Genomic DNA, 17,636 nt, shown 5'->3' with positions numbered 1-17,636 from the left:
GGGGCATGTATGCGATGACGATTCCCGTACCCGGCGGTCCCGAGGCACTCGTGTGGGCGGAGGTGCCCGACCCGGTGCCCGGCGAGGGCGAGGTCCTGGTCGAGGTGGCGGCCACCGCCGTCAACCGCGCCGACCTGCTCCAGCGGCAGGGCCACTACAACCCGCCGCCCGGCGCCTCGCCCTACCCCGGGCTGGAGTGCGCCGGGCGGATCGCCGCCCTCGGCCCGGGTGTGTCCGGCTGGGCGGTCGGCGACGAGGTGTGCGCGCTGCTGTCCGGCGGCGGGTACGCGCAGCTCGTCGCGGTGCCGACCGGACAGCTGCTGCCGCTGCCCAAAGGCCTGGGCTTCGAGGAGGCCGCCGCGCTGCCCGAGGTCGCCTGCACGGTGTGGTCCAACGTGTTCCTCACCGCCCACCTGCGGCCCGGCGAGACGGTGCTGCTGCACGGCGGCGCGAGCGGCATCGGGACCATGGCGATCCAGCTGGCCAAGGCGGTCGGCGCGCGGGTCGCGGTGACCGCGGGCAGCGCCGGGAAGCTGGCCCGGTGCGTCGAACTCGGTGCCGACATCGCGATCGACTACCGCGAGCAGGACTTCGTCGAGGCGGTCAAGGAGGCCACCGGCGGGGCCGGGGTGGACGTGATCCTGGACATCATGGGCGCCAAGTACCTGCAGCGGAACGTGGACACGCTGGCCGTCAACGGGCGGCTGGTGATCATCGGACTGCAGGGCGGCGTGAAGGGCGAGCTCGACCTCAACGCGCTGCTGCGCAAGCGCGCCGCGGTGATCGCCACCAATCTGCGCGGGCGCCCGCTGGCGGAGAAGGCGGCGATCGTGGCGGCGGTGCGCGAGCACGTGTGGCCGCTGGTGGAGTCCGGGGTGGTGAAGCCGGTGATCGACCGGGTGCTGCCGCTGACCGACGCCGGCGACGGGCACCGGGCGCTGGAGGCGGGGGAGCAGGTCGGCAAGGTCGTGCTGCGGGCCTGATCCGGGTCCGCGGGGCGGCGGCCCGAGGCGGAACATCCGAAATGCCCTGATCGTCGGATTGTGTGAGGCTGGTTCGGAGCTGTCCCGCCGCCGACCCCGCCGCGCGCGGTCGGCCGTCGGAAGGACCTCCGACCGTGGCCGCACCAACGCACCTCCTCGGGCCGCTGCCCGCCGCGCCGCACCACCGTCGTACCCGCCGTACCGGCCCGGGCCGGCCCCAGCGACTGATCGCGGCGGCCGTGCTCGGGCTCACGCTCCCGCTGGCCGCCGCTTCGGCCGCCGCCGCCGTCGGGCCGGCGTCGTCGTCGCCGCCCCCGTTCACCGCCGAGCCCGCCGTCGTGGGCGGGCCGGAGCCCGAGGCCGTTCCGGCGGTCGGGCCGCCGCAGCACCCGCGCCCCGGCCGGGGTGACGCCCGGGTGTACCGGCGCTGGGCGGTGTGGGCGCCCGAGCACGCCGACACCGCCCCGGACCGGGCTCCCGGGCAGGCTCCCGGGCAGGCCCCTGCGCAGGTTCCCGAGCAGAACCCCGACCAGGTTCCTGACCGGAGCACCGGGCAGGTCGGTGCGGGGGACCAGCCCGAGGCCGACCAGGGCGCCCCGGACACGGCGGACGCCGCCGCACCGAACGCCGCCGCCGCATCGGACGCCGCCGCCGCGACCGCCCAGGCCATCGCCGCCGCCGTCCCCGCCGTCCTGCCCGCCCGCTGGCGGGACGCCTCGACAGTCCAGTTCCCGCTGGGCGCGGGGCTGGGGTTGATCGGTTGCGGCCTGGGGTTGATCGGGTTGCGGCTGCGCCGGGGCTGAGTCGCGGGGCGGGTGCGGCGGGGGAGGTTCCGTGAGGGGTGTGTGCACGCCCCAGGGGGGCCGGGGCGGGCCGGGAGCTGAGTATCCGTACGGATTCCGGGGCGGCGCCCGGGGGCGTACCGTCGTCAGCGGTGGCTCAGGACGGCGGTTGTACGGGGGCTTCCGCCCGACCAACCCCAGTGAGAGAGAATGTTGTTCATGACGAATCCGATGAACGAGCGCTCGTTTCAGCAGCCATTCCAGGCCGCGGGCGGGCAGTCGCAGGACGGCCAGAAGGTGCTGATCGTCGGACCGGACGGGCTGCCCGTGGGCCAGGGGTTCGCCGGCTCGGCGGGGGACGAGGACGAGGGCGACCTGCCGCGTGAGCTCCCGGTGACCGAGATGGTCGAGCAGCCCGCGAAGGTCATGCGCATCGGCAGCATGATCAAGCAACTGCTGGAGGAGGTCCGGGCGGCGCCCCTCGACGAGGCCAGCCGGGCCCGGCTGAAGGACATCCACGCCAGCTCGATCAAGGAGCTGGAGCTCGGCCTGGCCCCCGAGCTGGTCGCCGAGCTGGAGCGGCTGTCGCTGCCCTTCAACGAGGACATCATTCCGACCGAGGCGGAGCTGCGGATCGCCCAGGCCCAGCTGGTCGGCTGGCTGGAGGGCCTGTTCCACGGGATCCAGACCGCGCTGTTCGCCCAGCAGATGGCGGCGCGGGCCCAGCTGGAGCAGATGCGGCGGGCGCTGCCGCCCGGTCTGCACGGCGGTGAACTGGACGAGGACGAGCCGGGCCAGGGCCGCGGCATCCGTTCCGGCCCGTACCTGTAACGGGCCGCCGACACCGGACGTACCACGACGGTCCGCCCCGGGCCGGGGCGCCGCCGGACGGCGCCGGCGGTCCGGGGGCAGGACCGGCCCTGGACCGATCACCGTCGGCGTCAGCCGATACCCTGACCCCTGTCGCAGGCCGGTCGTACCGCCGCGGCAGGGGTCCGCCAGGCCCGCGGGCCCGGCCCACCACGCACGGACGAGACCGAACGTCACGGTCGCGGCGCCACGGCCGCGCCGAGGGGGAGCAGAGGACCATGAGCGAGCACGGCAACGCGGCGGTCGGAGGCTCCTCCCTGGGCAACGGCCGCTATGTGCTGCAGCGGCTGCTGGGCGAGGGCGGCATGGCCTCGGTGCACCTCGCGTACGACAGCGTGCTGGACCGGCAGGTCGCGCTGAAGAGCATGCACAACGAGCTGGGCCGGGACGCCTCGTTCAAGGAGCGGTTCCGCCGCGAGGCGCAGGCGGTGGCCCGGCTGGAGCACCCGAACATCGTCACGGTGTACGACAGCGGCGAGGACGTCGCGCCGGACGGCTCCAGCACCCCGTACATCGTCATGCAGCTGGTGGACGGCAAGGGCCTGCGCGAGGCGATCAACGAGGCGGTCGCCCAGTACGGCGCGATGCCGACCGAGGAGGCCCTGCGGGTCATCGTCGGCGTGCTGAACGCGCTGGAGGCCTCGCACGACATGTCCCTGGTGCACCGCGACATCAAGCCCGGCAACGTCATGTTCGACCGCAAGGGCAACGTCAAGGTCATGGACTTCGGCATCGCCCGGGCGCTGGAACCGGGCGCCACGTCGATGACGCAGACCGGCATGGTGGTCGGCACCCCGCAGTACCTGTCGCCCGAGCAGGCGCTCGGCAAGCCGGTGGACGCCCGCTCCGACCTCTACTCGGTCGGCGTGATGCTCTTCGAGATGCTCACCGGGCAGCTGGTCTTCGACGGCGACTCGGCGTTCTCGATCGCCTACAAGCACGTCCAGGAGGAGCCGCCGGCGCCGTCCACCCTCAACCGGTCGGTCACCCCGGCGGTGGACGCCTTCGTCGCCCAGGCGCTGCGCAAGGACCCGGCGCACCGGTTCCAGAGCGCGGTGGCGATGCGGGACGAGGCGGAGCGGCTGATCGCGGCCGCGAAGGGCGGCGGCAGCGGGCACCCGTTGCAGGCCAGCACGCCGCTGGTGATCAACGAGGGGCCGCGCTCGGTGCACGCGGCGCCGCAGACCCCGCACCCCCAGTACCCGCAGCAGGCTCCGCCGCAGCAGCCGCAGTACCGGACGCCGCCGCCGGCCTTCCAGCCGCCGCGTCCGCAGGGACCGCAGACCCCGCATCCCCAGTACCTCCAGCAGCCTCCGCCGCCGCAGCAGCCGCAGTACCGGACGCCGCCGCCGGCCTTCCAGCCGCCGCGTCCGCAGGGACCGCACACGCCGCACCCCCAGTACCTCCAGCAGGCCCCGCCGCAGCGGGCGCACACCCCGCCGCCGCAGCCGATGCCGCCGTACCAGCAGCCGAAGGCGCCCAGCGGCGGCGGCTGCTCGACGGCCGTGGTCGTCATCGCGATCATCGTCGGCGTGCTCGTGCTGGCCGGCATCATCATCGCGATCGTGGTCAACAAGGCGCAGGACAACAAGACGAAGACCAAGACCGGGCACACCACCGGTGAGCGGCCCGCAGTGGTGCTGGTGGTTGACCTCCCGGTCGACCGGAATGGCCTGCTCTGACGCTTTCCGGCCGGTTCGGGCGTGCCACGGGCCCGCGCCGGAGGCGGTAGCGTTCGGGGATACGAAGCGACAGGGCACCGCGATCCGAGCGAACGCCCGGGGCGAGGAGCGATGGCACAGACGCAGCAGCCGGATGACGGAACGGGTGCCGGAGCTGACGGCCGGACCGGCGGGACGCCGAGGATGCCCGGACCCGGCAACGACGCCGCGACCAGCGCGTTTCCCCCGGTCGGGCCCGGCGGCCCGCAGACCCCCGGCCGCGGCATGGCCGCGCCGCTGGGCACGGTCGGCGACGGCCGCTACCGGCTGACCTACCGGCTCGGCCGCGGCGGCATGGCCGAGGTGTTCGCGGCCGAGGACGTACGGCTGGGCCGGACGGTCGCGGTCAAGCTGCTCCGCGGCGAGCTGGCCCAGGACGACATCGCCCGGCTGCGGTTCACCCGCGAGGCACACGCCGTCGCGGGGCTCAACCACCACTCGATCGTCGCGGTCTACGACACCGGCGAGGAGTACGCCGGGGACGAGTCCACGCCGTACATCGTGATGGAGCTGGTCGAGGGCCGGACCGTCCGCGAGCTGCTGGTGGACGAGGACGCGCCGCCGGTCGACCAGGCGCTGATCATCATCGCCGGGGTGCTGGAGGCGCTGGCCTACAGCCACCGCAACGGCATCGTCCACCGGGACATCAAGCCCGCCAACGTGATCATCACGACCGCGGGCGCCGTCAAGGTGATGGACTTCGGCATCGCCCGGGCGCTGACCGGCACGGCCAGCACCATGACCCAGACCGGCATGGTCATGGGCACCCCGCAGTACCTCTCGCCCGAGCAGGCGCTCGGCAAGCCCGTCGACCACCGCTCCGACCTGTACGCGGCCGGCTGCATGCTGTACGAACTGCTGGCGCTGCGCCCGCCGTTCACCGGCGACACCCCGCTCTCGGTGGTCTACCAGCACGTCCAGGACATGCCGGTGCCGCCCTCGCAGGCCAACGGCCGGGTGCCGGTCGGGCTGGACCAGCTGGTGCTGCGCTCGCTGGCCAAGAACCCGGACGACCGCTTCCAGGACGCCGACGAGTTCCGCGCGCACCTCCAGCACGCGCTGCGCGAGATGCACGGCGCGGGCGGCGCGGGCTGGGCCGGCGCGACGGCCGGGCTGGCCGCCGCGGGGCAGGGGAACACCGACGCCACCCAGGTGATCCGGCCCGACCAGACCGCGGCCACCGCGGCCTTCGGCGCGATCGGCCCCGGCGACCAGACCTCGGTGCTGCCCTACCAGGGGATGGGGGGCCCGGGCGGCCCGCACACCCCGTCGACGCCCTACCCGGGGGCCGGCGGCCCCTACGGTGGCGACGACGACGGCGACTCCGGCCGTCGGCGCGGGCCGTGGGCCTGGGTGGCCGGCGCCGTGGCCGTGCTGCTCGCGGCCGGGGTCGGCATGGCGTTCGCGTTCAGCGGCAACGAACCCGGGAACTCGCACATCGTGCCGCCGACGCCGCTCCCGGCGGTCAGCACGACCGAGCCCAGCACGCCGCCCCAGAGCGGCTCGCAGAGCCCGCCCGCGTCCAACACCGGCAGCCGGCGCCCGACGCAGCCGACCGAGAACGGCAGCAACGGCGGCAGCTACAACAACGGCGGCAACAACAACGGCAACAACAACGGCGGCAACAACAACGGCAACAACAACATGTCGCCGTCGCCGGGTTCGGGCAAGCACTCGACGACCCCGTCGCCCAGCCAGACCCCCAGCCACACCCCGCCCCCCACCACGGCGCCCGGCACGCCCAGCACGGCGCCGACCACCCCGAGCACGGGAAGCGGCGGCAGCACGGGGGCGGCCACGCAGCCGCCGGTGACCAAGTCGAACCCGCCGGCCACCCAGCCGCCGGCGACCCAGCCGCCGGCGACGCCCTGATCGGGCCGGGCTGACACCGGTCAGTTGGCGAAGGCGTCCAGGACCTGTTCGTACTCCTGGCACCACCACGTCAACTGGCCGGCCGAGGCGGGGTAGAGCGGGTCGGCCCGGTGGTCGGCCCGCTGGTAGCGCCACTGGAGCATCCAGAAGTCGTTCAGCCGCTCCCACCAGACCCGGTGGACGGCGGCGGCCAGGTGTTCGGCGGTGGCGGCCCCGGTGGCCCGGTAGGACTGCGAGTAGTGGCGGACCCGCACCAGGTCGAGGGTGCCGGACGCCCGGTCGTTGAAGAGCAGCGTGGCGGCGCGGACGGCCTCCTCGGCGCGCGGCTGCGGGCCGAGCTTGTCCCAGTCCAGGACGGCCGCGACCGGGCCGCCGTCGGGGCCGTCGCCGTACAGCAGGTTGAGTCCGTGGAAGTCGCCGTGGGTCCAGCCGGTGGGCGGGGCGGTCTGCGGGGCGGGGCGGCGGTGGGCGTGTTCGGCGAGCAGTTCCAGCCGTTCGGTGAGCCGCCGTTCGACCAGCGCGTCCAGGTCGCCGTACGGGCGGTGGTCGCGGGCGTGGCGCCGCAGGTCGCGGGCGAGGTCGGCGCTGTCGAGGGGGTCGGCGGTGCGGTAGCCGGGGGGCTGTTCGAAGGGGGCGCACACGTCGTCGAGCGCGCCGTGCAGTCGGCCGAGCAGCGCGCCGAGCGCGTCGCACTGCGGCGGGGAGAGGTCGGTACCGTGCCGGTGTCGGCCATCCACCCAGGGGAACAGCGCGAACAGCCGGCCGCCGTAGCCGGCCACCGTGCCGGCTCGTTCGGCGCAGGTCAGCGGGGGTGCGACGGGCAGTCCGAGGGCCTGGAGCCCGGCCATCGCCCGGTGGTGGGCGACGATCTTCGGGCGGCTGGCGGTGGCGGCGTCGACGTAGCACTTCAGGAAGTACGCGCCGGTCTCGGTGGTGACCCGGTAACCGCGGTTCAGCAGGCCTTCGGCGACCGGTTCGGCGGTCAGCAGCCCCCCCACCCGGTAGCGGCCCAGGACCTCGGCGAGTGCGGCGCGCGGGACGGGCGGACTGAGGGTCCCTATCGGCGGCGCGGAGAGGTCGGGGCGGGCCGGGGAACAGGAGAGGGTCTGGCTGAAAGTCACAGCCAGAGGTTAGGGCCCCCGTGCGGGGGCCCTTGACAAGTCGTCAGTTCTGTGATCGCTGTTCTGATCAGTGCTGCTGGTCCGCCTGGTGCCGTGCCACGAAGGCCGCTGCCTGGGTGCGTCGCTCCATGCCCATCTTGGCGAGCAGACTGGAGACGTAGTTCTTCACCGTCTTCTCGGCCAGGTGCAACTCGTTGCCGATCTGACGGTTGGTCATCCCCTCGCCGATCAGATCGAGGATCCGGCGCTCCTGCTTGGTGAGTTGCGCCAGCCGCTCGTCCTCCTTCTCGCCGCCGTCGCGCAGCCGGGCCAGCACCCGGCTGGTGGCGACCTGGTCGAGCAGCGACTTGCCGGCCGCGACGTCCCGGACGGCGGTGATCAGATCGGTGCCGCGGATCGCCTTCAGGACGTAGCCGGACGCGCCCGCCATGATCGAGTCGAACAGCGCCTCGTCGTCCGAGAACGAGGTCAGCATCAGGCACTTGATCTCCGGCATCCGGGACCGGATCTCCCGGCAGACCTCGACCCCGTTGCCGTCCGGCAGCCGGACGTCGAGCACCGCGACATCGGGGTGGACCGCCGGGATCCGGGTGAGCGCCTCGGCGGCGGTGCCGGCCTCGCCGACCACCTCGATGTCGTCCTCGACCGAGAGCAGATCGTGCACGCCCCGCCGGACAACCTCGTGATCGTCGAGCAGGAACACCCTGATTTGTCCGTTATCAGTCACGTCCAAAGCCTCCCATATCACCGTACGGAAGACCTATCGTCCCTGGTGCCGCAGCCAGGTGGTCCGGCCGGGGCGGTCCAAAACCGATACCGAGAACCCCCTTACGTACGGGCCCGCGCCCGGATAACGTGCGCTGGTGTCCTGAAGGCGCCCGAATTGAGAGCTGCGTCACGCGGTCCGTCACCCCCACCCTTCCGACGGCGCGCTGCCCGCGGCACCCTCGGGGTTGTAAGCCCTGAACAAGTAGGACGTCCTAGCGCAAGCGCGCCAAGGGCGGACGCTGGGTAACGTTCTCGTGAGGGACGCCGTCGGAACAGGATCACCACCTGCCCCGCAGTAGGAGCGCACACCCACGCGCGCCCCGCGAGGCGGTGACCGGACCGGTCACCGGCGACCCCGGGCGGCCGGACAGACCGAGGAGTGAACGTGACCGTCAAAAGCACGGCGAGGGCCCGCAAGAAGGCGGCCCCCGGCGTCCCTGACACCCTCCGCGCCACGGGGAAGGACGCCCAGCCGGAGCTCGTACAGCTGCTCACCCCGGAAGGCGAGCGGGTCGAGCACCCGGACTACCCGCTCACCACCACCCCGGAGGAGCTGCGCGCCCTCTACCGCGACCTGGTGCTGGTCCGCCGGTTCGACGGCGAGGCCACCGCACTCCAGCGCCAGGGCGAGCTGGGCCTGTGGGCCTCGCTGCTCGGCCAGGAGGCCGCCCAGGTCGGCTCCGGCCGCGCCATGCGCACCGGCGACTACGCCTTCCCCACCTACCGCGAGCACGGTGTCGCCTGGTGCCGCGACGTCGACCCGCTCAACCTGCTCGGCATGTTCCGCGGCGTGAACCACGGCGGCTGGGACCCGAACGAGAAGAACTTCCACCTGTACACCATCGTGATCGGCGCGCAGGCCCTGCACGCCACCGGCTACGCGATGGGCATCAGCAAGGACGGCGCCGACGACGCGGTCATCGCCTACTTCGGCGACGGCGCCTCCAGCCAGGGCGACGTCAACGAGGCCTTCACCTTCGCCTCGGTCTACAACGCGCCCGTCGTGTTCTTCTGCCAGAACAACCAGTGGGCGATCTCCGAGCCCACCACCACCCAGACCAAGATCCCGCTGTACCGCCGCGCCTCCGGCTTCGGCTTCCCCGGCGTCCGGGTCGACGGCAACGACGTGCTGGCCTGCCTGGCCGTCACCCGCTGGGCGCTCGACCACGCCCGCAGCGGCAACGGCCCGGTGCTGATCGAGGCGTTCACCTACCGGATGGGCGCGCACACCACCTCCGACGACCCCACCCGCTACCGGCCCACCGAGGAGACCGAGGCCTGGAAGGCCAAGGACCCGATCGCCCGGCTCCGCGCCCTCCTGGAGAAGGAGGGCCTGGCCGACGAGGAGTTCTTCACCGCGATCGACGCCGAGAGCGAGCGGCTGGGGCTGCGGGTGCGCGAGGGCGTGCGCGGCATGCCCGACCCGGACCCGACCCTGATCTTCGACCACGTGTACAGCGAGCCGCACGCGCTGGTCGATGAGGAACGGGCCGAGTACGTCCAGTACGCGGCCTCCTTCGAGGCGGGGGAGAACCACTGATGGCCGGTCAGCTCAGCATTGCCAAGGCGCTCAACGGCGCGCTGCGCAAGTCGCTGGAGAGCGACCCGAAGACCGTCCTGATGGGCGAGGACATCGGCAAGCTCGGCGGTGTCTTCCGGATCACCGACGGCCTGCAGAAGGACTTCGGCGAGGGACGGGTGATCGACACCCCGCTCGCCGAGTCCGGCATCGTCGGCACCGCGATCGGCCTGGCGCTGCGCGGCTACCGCCCGGTGGTGGAGATCCAGTTCGACGGCTTCGTCTACCCGGCCTTCGACCAGATCGTCTCCCAGCTGGCCAAGATGCACGCCCGCGCGCTCGGGAACATCAAGCTCCCGGTCACCATCCGCATCCCCTTCGCGGGCGGCATCGGCGCGGTCGAGCACCACAGCGAGTCGCACGAGGCGTACTTCGCGCACACCGCGGGCCTGCGCGTGGTCAGCCCGTCCAACGCGCACGACGCGCACTGGATGCTGCGGCAGGCCATCGCCTCGGACGACCCGGTGGTCTTCCTGGAGCCCAAGCGCCGGTACTGGGACAAGGGCGAGGTCGGCGACGCGGCCGACCTCGGACTGCACGACGCCCGGATCGTGCGCTCCGGCACCGACGCCACGCTGCTCGCCTACGGCCCGATGGTCAAGGTCTGCCTGGAGGCCGCCGCGGCCGCCGAGGAGGACGGCCGCCGCCTGGAGGTCGTCGACCTGCGCTCGCTCTCCCCGGTGGACTTCACCACCCTGGAGGAGTCGGTCAAGCGCACCGGTCGGGCCGTCGTGGTGCACGAGGCGCCGGTCTTCCTGGGCATGGGCGCCGAACTGGCCGCCCGGCTCACCGAACGGTGCTTCTACCACCTGGAGGCGCCCGTTCTGCGGGTCGGCGGCTACCACGCGCCGTATCCGCCGTCCCGCGTCGAGGAGGCCTTCCTCCCCGACCTGGACCGCGTGCTCGACGCCGTCGACCGCGCACTCGCGTACTGATCCGGGGGAGCGAAGATGACCACCGAAGTTCGCTCGCTCCGCGAGTTCAAGATGCCCGATGTGGGCGAGGGCCTGACCGAGGCCGAAATCCTCAGCTGGTACGTCAAGCCCGGTGACACCGTCACCGACGGGCAGGTCGTGTGCGAGGTGGAGACCGCCAAGGCGGCGGTGGAGCTGCCGATCCCGTTCAACGGGGTCGTCGAGCAGCTCTTCTTCCCCGCGGGCGCGACGGTCGACGTCGGCACCGTGATCATCTCGGTCGCGGTCGCCGGGGAGGCCGGGGCCGCGGCTCCTGCCGCTCCTGCTGCTGCTGTCGCGTCCGTCGCCGCCGCCGCGCCGGCCGAACCGGCCGAACCCGAGCGGCGCGAGGTGCTGGTGGGCTACGGCCCGCGCACCGGCACCGCCCAGCGCCGGGCCCGGCGCACGACCACGACGACCGTCACCGCGACGCCGGCTCCGGCCGCGCCCGTCGTGCCAGCCGCTTCCGTCGTGCCGGCCGCTCCGGCACCGGTCGCACCGGTCGCGCCCGCCTCGCCCGTCCTGGCCGAACAGCCCGCCGGGGAGCGGCCGTTGGCCAAGCCGCCGGTGCGCAAGCTGGCCAAGGACCTCGGCATCGACCTGCGCGCGGTCGTCCCGACCGGCCGGGACGGTGTGATCACCCGCGAGGACGTGCACGCCCACGCGTCGGCCCTGGCCACCGCGCAGGCCGCCCCGGCGGCGGCGCCGGTCGAGGCCGGGCCGGTCGGTGCCGCGGTGCCGGTGCCGGTCACCGTGACGGGCGACGTCCGGGTGCCGATCAAGGGCGTCCGCAAGGCGACCGCGCAGGCGATGGTGGCCTCGGCCTTCACCGCCCCGCACGTCACCGAGTTCGTCCAGGTCGACGTGACCCGCACGATGAAGTTCGTCCGCCGGCTCAAGGAGAGCGGCGAGTTGGGCCGGGACGTCCGGATCAGCCCGCTGCTGCTGGTCGCCAAGGCGCTGCTCACCGCGGTCAAGCGGCACCCCGAGATCAACGCGCAGTGGGACGAGGCGGCCCAGGAGATCGTCATCAAGGGCCAGGTGAACCTCGGCATCGCCGCGGCCACCCCGCGCGGCCTGATCGTCCCCAACATCAAGGACGCCGGCGGCAAGACCCTCACGGGCCTCGCCGTCTCGCTGGGCGAGCTGATCGACACCGCCCGCCAGGGCAAGACCTCGCCGGGCGACATGCAGGGCGGGACCATCACCATCACCAACGTCGGCGTCTTCGGCGTCGACACCGGCACCCCGATCCTCAACCCCGGCGAGGCCGCGATCCTCGCCGTCGGCACGATCCGGGACATGCCGTGGGTGCACAAGGGCAAGGTCGTCCCGCGTCAGGTGACCACGCTGGCGCTCTCCTTCGACCACCGCCTGGTGGACGGGGAGCTGGGCTCCAAGGTGCTGGCCGACGTGGCCGCGCTGCTGGAGCGCCCGAAGCGCCTGATCACCTGGGGCTGACGGCCCGGGACGTCACGAACGGGAAGCCACGAAGGGGCCTTCCCCCACACCGCCGTGTGGGGGAAGGCCCCTCCGCTTCCGCCCGCCCGTCGGTCGGCGCTGGGAGCGAGGCCGGCGGACGGCGATCAGGACCAACCGATGACGGACGCGCACATGACGTGACTTCATCCCTACAGACGTGCATCCTCGCCGGGGGTTGCAGGTGGTTTCAAAGACTTTTCCGGGGCCCCGGCGCGGCGTTCGGGATACTTCCGGAATGACTGAAGAGCTGACGGTCCGACCGGAGACGGTACCGGACAGGGGCGGGGAGCGCCGGTCACTGCGACGGGACGTGTCGGGGCCGGCGCTGCTGGCGGGGCTGGTCTGCATCGCGGTGTCGTTCTCGGGGCCGCTGGTGGTGGTGCTCGCGGCGGCGGCCGCCGGACGGCTGGACGCGGCGCACACGGCGTCCTGGATCTGGGCGATGGCCATCGGCAGCGGGCTGAGCGGCTTCGCGCTGAGCTGGTGGACCAGGACCCCGGTGATCACCGCCTGGTCCACCCCGGGCGCCGCGCTGCTGGTGACCAGCCTGGGCGCGTACCCGTACCGGGAGGCGGTGGGGGCGTTCCTGGTGAGCGCGGTGGTGGTGACGCTCTTCGGGGTGACCGGCTGGTTCGGCCGGCTGATCGCGGCGGTGCCGGCCGGGATCGTCAACGCGATGCTGGCGGGCATCCTGTTCTCCTTCGGTGCCGGGATCTTCGGCGCCGTGCACGGCGCGCCGGTGCTGGTGGTCGGCAGCCTCGCGGCCTTCCTGCTGGCCAAGCGGCTGGCCCCGCGGTACGCCGTCCCGGTGGCGCTGCTGGTGGGCGGGGTGCTGGCGGCGCTGACCGTCGGACTCCCGCTGCACCTGGGCGCGGGCGGGCCGACCCGGCCGGTGTTCACCGTGCCGGGGTTCTCCTGGGCGGCCACGGTGGGGCTGGCGCTGCCGCTCACGATCGTGGTGCTGGCCTCGCAGAACGCACCGGGCCTCGGGGTGATGCGGGCCTTCGGCTACCGGCCGGACGACCGGCTGCTGATCGGGTCGACCGGTGTGGTGTCGCTGCTGCTGGCGCCGTTCGGCTCGCCGGGGGTGAACCTGGCGGCGATCACGGCGGCGATCTGCTCCGGCCCGGAGAGCCACCCCGACCCGCGCCGCCGCTACGTCGCGGGGATGTCCTCGGGCGTGCTGTACGTGCTGGTGGGCAGCTTCGGCGGGGTGCTGGTGAGCCTGTTCACCGGCCTGCCGAAGGAACTGATCGCGGTGATCGCCGGGGTCGCCCTGCTGGCCTCGCTGCAGGGCAGCCTGGCGGCGGCGGTGGCGGACGAGCGGGGGCGGGACGCGGCGGTGGTGACCTTCCTGGCCAGCGCCTCGGGGATGAGCCTGTTCGGGATCGGCTCGGCCTTCTGGGGCCTGCTGTTCGGGCTCGGCACCCACCTGGTGCTGAACCTCCGCAGGCGCTGACGAGGGGCCTGTCATCGGCCATATTCCAGTCATTGGGATGACTGGTGAGGTGAGGGTCATTCGGCCAGGTCGGTGACATTTTCGGCGCGCGGTAGGGGTGACACACCCGTCCGGGTACGTCTTCGCTCCACCACCCGGGCTACGCCGGGTGACCGGAACCCCGAGGACGCACCCGTATGCCACCTGGCAACCCTGGCCGTCTCGTTCGGAGTCTGGCCGCGCTCGTGCTGGTGTCCACCGCCGTACTCCCCGCCGCCCTGGAACTGGTCGGCCCCTCGCCGTTCGGCGTGATCGGGCCGGGCGCCCCCGCCGACCGGGCGGTCCCGCCGCACAGCGCACAGCGCTCCGACCGCCGGACCGTCACGGCCGCCCCCACCGTCGACATACGCCGCACCGGGGACCCGGCCAACCGGATCACCCTGGTCCTGCTCGGCGACGGCTACACGGCCACCGAACAGGACCTGTTCCGACAGCAGGTCGACCGGGCCTGGCACGCACTGATGGCCATCGAGCCGTTCCGCACCTACCAGGGGTTCTTCAACATACGGCGGGTCGAAGTGGTCTCCCCGGTCTCCGGGATAGCCGAGACCGAGAGCCGCGGCCGCAACCCCGCCACCCCGCTCGGCATGCACTTCTGGTGCGACGGAACCGCCCGGCTGCTCTGCGCCGACGAATCCGCCACCGCCCGGTACGCGGGCGACAGCTCCGGGCCGCAGTACCTGATAGCCCTGGCCAACTCCACCGAGTACGGCGGCGCCGGCGGCACCGGGGTGACCACCCTGGCCGGCGGCAGCCCGGACGCCGGGCGGATCATCCAGCACGAGATCGGACACACCGTGGGGGACCTCGGCGACGAGTACGACAGCGCCCCGGACGACGCCGAGTACCCGAACCTCGCCACCCTCGACGCCGACGACATGCGCAAGAAGCAGACCAAGTGGTGGCGCTGGCTGGGCGCGCAGTCCCCGGACGGCGCCGGGACGGTCGGCGCCTACCGCAGCGCCAACGGCCTCTACCGGCCCACCCCCGACTCGGTGATGCGCACCCTGGGCAGCGCCTACAACCTGCCGTCGCGCGAAGCGATCATGGAGGAGCTGTACCGCAGGATCCGGCCCACCGACGCCCCGTCGCCGCCGCCCGGCGAGGTGAGCGGGCGCCCCCGGCTGAACGTCCGGCCGGTGCCGCTGACCGGCCCGCGACAGCTGAAGGTCGAGTGGAAGGTGGACGGCGTCGCGGTGACGCCGCAGGCCGCCGACGGCACCTGGCTCGACACCGACCAGCTGAACCTGGCCCCGGGCCGGACGGCCACCGTCACGGCGACCGTCCGGGACACCACCGACTGGGTGCGGGACGAGGCCTTCCGGGACCGCTACATGACCCGGTCGGTGTCCTGGACGGTGACCGGCTGACGCCCGGCTGGCGCCCGGCCCGCGCCCGGCCCGCGCCCGGCCCGCGCCCGGCCCGCGGAATCCGTGGTCCGTGGACGATCGACCGCACCCCGCACTGGGCGTCCCATCATGGGATGACTAGTCTGGTCGCACTATGACCGTGGAGCCCGCCCGTTCAGCCGCACCCCTGTCCGTCCCCGCTCCCCGAACCGCCGACTCGCCGCCGTCGGCCGCCCCCGCGCCGTCGGCAGCCCCCGCGCCGTCCCCGCCCGGCGGGCGCGCGGCCTGGCTCGCCTGGTCCATCGGCGTCAGCGTCTACATCCTCGCGGTGATCCACCGCACCAGCCTCGGCGTGGCCGGACTGGACGCCGCCGACCGCTTCGGCATCGGCGCCTCCGCGCTCTCCACCTTCTCGATCCTCCAGGTGCTGGTCTACGCGGCCATGCAGATACCGGTCGGCCTGCTCGTCGACCGGATCGGGCCGCGCCGGGTGCTGCTGATCGGCGTCGTCCTGCTGAGCTTCGGCCAACTGGCCTTCGCGTTCAGCTCCTCCTTCGCCCCCGCGCTGGCCTCCCGGGCGGTGCTCGGCTGCGGCGACGCGATGACCTTCATCAGCGTGCTGCGGCTCGCCGCCCGATGGTTCCCCGCCGCCCGGAACCCGTTCGTGGCCCAGCTCACCGGCCTCGCCGGAATGGGCGGCAACCTGATCACCACCGTGGTGCTCGCACAGGCCCTGCACCGCGAGGGCTGGACACCCACCTTCACCGCGATCGCCCTGCTCGGCGTCGCGGTCTTCGCGCTGGTCGCGCTCTTCCTCAAGGAGGCCCCGGCCGCCGCCGTACGGCCGGTCGAACACCCGCCCGCGCCGCGGCCGAACGTCGGCCGACAGGTCCGCGCGTGCTGGCGCGAACCGGGCACCCGGCTCGGGCTCTGGGTGCACTTCACCACCCAGTTCCCCGGCAACGCCTTCGGCCTGCTCTGGGGCCTGCCCTACCTGGTGGAGGCGCAAGGCCTCTCCCGGGCCGCGGCCGGCGGAATGCTGACCCTGCTGGTGCTCAGCAACATGGCCTTCGGCTTCCTGTTCGGCCGGGTGCTCTCCGTCTCGGCGCGGGCCCGGATGCCGATCGTCCTCACCGTCATCACGGCCACCGCCCTCGGCTGGGCGCTCGTCCTGGCCTGGCCCGGCGGACACCCCCCGATCTGGCTGCTGTCCGCCATCATCGTGGTGATGGGCAGCAACGGCCCCGCCTCACTGGTCGGCCTCGACTACGCCCGCGCCCGCAACCCGGTGGAGCGCCTCGGCACCGCCTCCGGGATCGTCAACATGGGCGGCTTCATCGGCACGATGATCACCCTCTTCGGCATCGGCGTCCTCCTCGACGGCCTCTCCCCGGCCGGCACCGACTCCTACTCGGCCGACGCCTTCCGCTGGGCGTTCTGCTGGCAGTACGTCCCGCTGGCGGTCGGCACGGCGATGATCCTGCGCCTGCGCCGCAAGGTCGCGGCGGGGGCGTAGGGTCTCTGACCTGCGGAGGGCGTTGAAACTATCACTTTGGGTGATGGTTTCCCGCCGCTACAGCCCGATGCCCCGGAGCACCTCGGTGATCTCCGGCGGCCGTCCGTAGAGCTGGACCCGGTCGATCACACAGAGCACCGTGCCCTCCGGCGGCATCATCGGTGTGCGAGCCGGATGCGCCCCCGGTCGCGTCGGCTGTTCGGCGGCTTCGCGCCGCATGCGGATCAGGTCCACCAGCTTCAGTTTCGGGCAGCCGGGGACGATCCGGCTGGCCCGGATTCCGACCCGTTCCTCGCCCGGGCAGGCGAAGTAGGCGCCGAACGGCGGCCCGCTGTCCTCTTCCCGGTTTGGCAGGTGGAGGACCATCTCGCCGTGCTGGCAGTGGACCGTCCCGTCCGAGTGGACGGTCAGGCCGGGCCAGTTCTCGTGGTCGATCTCGGCGACGATCTGTACCTGCTGCCCGATCGCCTCGGTCAGGGTCTCCGCCATCCGTCGTTGCTGGGTGGGGATGTCGGTGTCCCCGCGGCGGACGGAGGGGAGAAGTTCCTCAGTGACCCACGCGCGGAACGGCCGGGCGGACTTCTTGTCCGACCTCATGAGAAGGGTGTACAGCCCTGCCTCACTCACCACGCCGAGCAATGGATTTCCTCGTTGATAGGCTTTCTGAGCTGGGGAAATGGCCAAACCATCAGCTCGGCTGATGGTTACCGAACGCAAGTCGACGGTGCGGTGCTGGTGGGTTTCCAGCCCTTTGACGGCGAAGGCCGGGTTTCCTCGGCCCAGGATTCGGCACACGTCCGCCGTGACGAACCACGGTTGTCCGTCGATCATCACGACTCTGATCGGTTGTCCCGTGACCGGGAAGCTCGATCGAACCAGAGTCATCTGCTGCTGTTCGTCGTCCATGGGGACGCCCCTCCTTCTTCCGGGTGGTGGTGGGAGTGCCCGGAACAACGAGGTCGAACGGGTGAGGTGTTGGTGCTGGATTGACGGATGGATGCACGAGTGGTGCCGACCCGGCGCGCACTCGTGCGTGTACGCCGGGTGGCGTGCGCTGTGGGGCGGTTGGGGTCAGATGGTGACCGCGAAGGCGGACAGGACCCGGTCGGCGAGTTCCTCCGTTTGCGCCGGAAGGTTGCGGC

14 protein-coding genes are annotated in these 17,636 nt (G+C 72.8%); 11 read left to right on the top strand and 3 right to left on the bottom strand.

Annotated features, from left to right (window positions below):
* Positions 1-5 precede the first annotated feature (5 nt).
* From ACFVHI_RS14975 to ACFVHI_RS14955, 5 genes are all read left to right on the top strand, one after another.
* Complete coding sequence (locus ACFVHI_RS14975; protein WP_063348495.1) at positions 6-983, top strand: NAD(P)H-quinone oxidoreductase; 978 nt, start codon at positions 6-8, stop codon at positions 981-983.
* A 134-nt stretch (positions 984-1,117) separates the two neighbouring features.
* Positions 1,118-1,786, top strand: a complete 669-nt coding sequence (locus tag ACFVHI_RS14970) for a hypothetical protein (protein WP_063348496.1) — start codon at positions 1,118-1,120, stop codon at positions 1,784-1,786.
* Between the two features lie 198 nt (positions 1,787-1,984).
* A complete protein-coding gene (locus ACFVHI_RS14965) occupies positions 1,985-2,596 on the top strand; it encodes a bacterial proteasome activator family protein (protein WP_208869088.1) in 612 nt (203 codons plus the stop codon).
* A gap of 257 nt (positions 2,597-2,853) precedes the next feature.
* Complete coding sequence (locus ACFVHI_RS14960) at positions 2,854-4,317, top strand: protein kinase (protein ID WP_063348498.1); 1,464 nt, start codon at positions 2,854-2,856, stop codon at positions 4,315-4,317.
* A 183-nt stretch (positions 4,318-4,500) separates the two neighbouring features.
* Complete coding sequence (locus ACFVHI_RS14955; protein ID WP_063348499.1) at positions 4,501-6,228, top strand: protein kinase; 1,728 nt, start codon at positions 4,501-4,503, stop codon at positions 6,226-6,228.
* Between the two features lie 20 nt (positions 6,229-6,248).
* On the opposite strand, the gene ACFVHI_RS14950 is transcribed toward ACFVHI_RS14955, so the two are convergent.
* Both ACFVHI_RS14950 and ACFVHI_RS14945 read right to left on the bottom strand, forming a co-directional pair.
* Complete coding sequence (locus tag ACFVHI_RS14950; protein ID WP_079135737.1) at positions 6,249-7,349, bottom strand: phosphotransferase; 1,101 nt, start codon at positions 7,347-7,349, stop codon at positions 6,249-6,251.
* Between the two features lie 67 nt (positions 7,350-7,416).
* Positions 7,417-8,076: a response regulator transcription factor gene (locus ACFVHI_RS14945; RefSeq protein ID WP_063348500.1), complete on the bottom strand. Its 660-nt coding sequence runs from the start codon at positions 8,074-8,076 to the stop codon at positions 7,417-7,419.
* Between the two features lie 426 nt (positions 8,077-8,502).
* On the opposite strand from ACFVHI_RS14945, the gene pdhA reads away from it, so the two are divergent.
* From pdhA to ACFVHI_RS14915, 6 genes are all read left to right on the top strand, one after another.
* Positions 8,503-9,657, top strand: coding sequence for a pyruvate dehydrogenase (acetyl-transferring) E1 component subunit alpha (gene pdhA, locus ACFVHI_RS14940; RefSeq protein ID WP_063348501.1), 1,155 nt, complete (start codon positions 8,503-8,505; stop codon positions 9,655-9,657).
* Complete coding sequence (locus ACFVHI_RS14935) at positions 9,657-10,631, top strand: alpha-ketoacid dehydrogenase subunit beta (protein ID WP_063348502.1); 975 nt, start codon at positions 9,657-9,659, stop codon at positions 10,629-10,631. The genes pdhA and ACFVHI_RS14935 overlap by 1 nt, the downstream gene beginning before the upstream one ends.
* Before the next feature lie 15 nt (positions 10,632-10,646).
* A complete protein-coding gene (locus ACFVHI_RS14930) occupies positions 10,647-12,110 on the top strand; it encodes a dihydrolipoamide acetyltransferase family protein (RefSeq protein ID WP_063348503.1) in 1,464 nt (487 codons plus the stop codon).
* A 256-nt stretch (positions 12,111-12,366) separates the two neighbouring features.
* Positions 12,367-13,590, top strand: a complete 1,224-nt coding sequence (locus ACFVHI_RS14925; protein ID WP_380339146.1) for a benzoate/H(+) symporter BenE family transporter — start codon at positions 12,367-12,369, stop codon at positions 13,588-13,590.
* Positions 13,591-13,820: 230 nt separating this feature from the next.
* Positions 13,821-14,999, top strand: coding sequence for a M64 family metallopeptidase (locus ACFVHI_RS14920; RefSeq protein ID WP_380339143.1), 1,179 nt, complete (start codon positions 13,821-13,823; stop codon positions 14,997-14,999).
* Positions 15,000-15,132: 133 nt separating this feature from the next.
* Positions 15,133-16,494 carry a nitrate/nitrite transporter gene (locus tag ACFVHI_RS14915; RefSeq protein ID WP_079135739.1) on the top strand — a complete coding sequence of 454 codons (1,362 nt, stop codon included), beginning with the start codon at positions 15,133-15,135 and terminating at the stop codon, positions 16,492-16,494.
* Positions 16,495-16,551: 57 nt separating this feature from the next.
* Here the strand turns inward: ACFVHI_RS14915 and ACFVHI_RS14910 are convergent, their stop codons facing one another.
* Positions 16,552-17,400, bottom strand: coding sequence for a Bro-N domain-containing protein (locus ACFVHI_RS14910; RefSeq protein WP_380339140.1), 849 nt, complete (start codon positions 17,398-17,400; stop codon positions 16,552-16,554).
* Positions 17,401-17,636: the final 236 nt, after the last annotated feature.

Source organism: Kitasatospora sp. NPDC127121, assembly GCF_042677305.1.
Classification (GTDB): Bacteria; Actinomycetota; Actinomycetes; order Streptomycetales; family Streptomycetaceae; genus Kitasatospora.
Note: the sequence above shows the minus strand (reverse complement) of the source record. Positions and strands in the feature narration are given on the sequence as shown.

Coding starts and splice junctions, on each gene's coding strand:
- ACFVHI_RS14975 (WP_063348495.1), top strand. CDS start 6: ATGTATGCGATGACGATTCCCGTACCCGGCGGTCCCGAGGCACTCGTG.
- ACFVHI_RS14965 (WP_208869088.1), top strand. CDS start 1,985: ATGACGAATCCGATGAACGAGCGCTCGTTTCAGCAGCCATTCCAGGCC.
- ACFVHI_RS14960 (WP_063348498.1), top strand. CDS start 2,854: ATGAGCGAGCACGGCAACGCGGCGGTCGGAGGCTCCTCCCTGGGCAAC.
- ACFVHI_RS14955 (WP_063348499.1), top strand. CDS start 4,501: ATGCCCGGACCCGGCAACGACGCCGCGACCAGCGCGTTTCCCCCGGTC.
- ACFVHI_RS14935 (WP_063348502.1), top strand. CDS start 9,657: ATGGCCGGTCAGCTCAGCATTGCCAAGGCGCTCAACGGCGCGCTGCGC.
- ACFVHI_RS14930 (WP_063348503.1), top strand. CDS start 10,647: ATGACCACCGAAGTTCGCTCGCTCCGCGAGTTCAAGATGCCCGATGTG.
- ACFVHI_RS14925 (WP_380339146.1), top strand. CDS start 12,367: ATGACTGAAGAGCTGACGGTCCGACCGGAGACGGTACCGGACAGGGGC.
- ACFVHI_RS14915 (WP_079135739.1), top strand. CDS start 15,133: ATGACCGTGGAGCCCGCCCGTTCAGCCGCACCCCTGTCCGTCCCCGCT.
- ACFVHI_RS14910 (WP_380339140.1), bottom strand. CDS start 17,400: ATGGACGACGAACAGCAGCAGATGACTCTGGTTCGATCGAGCTTCCCG.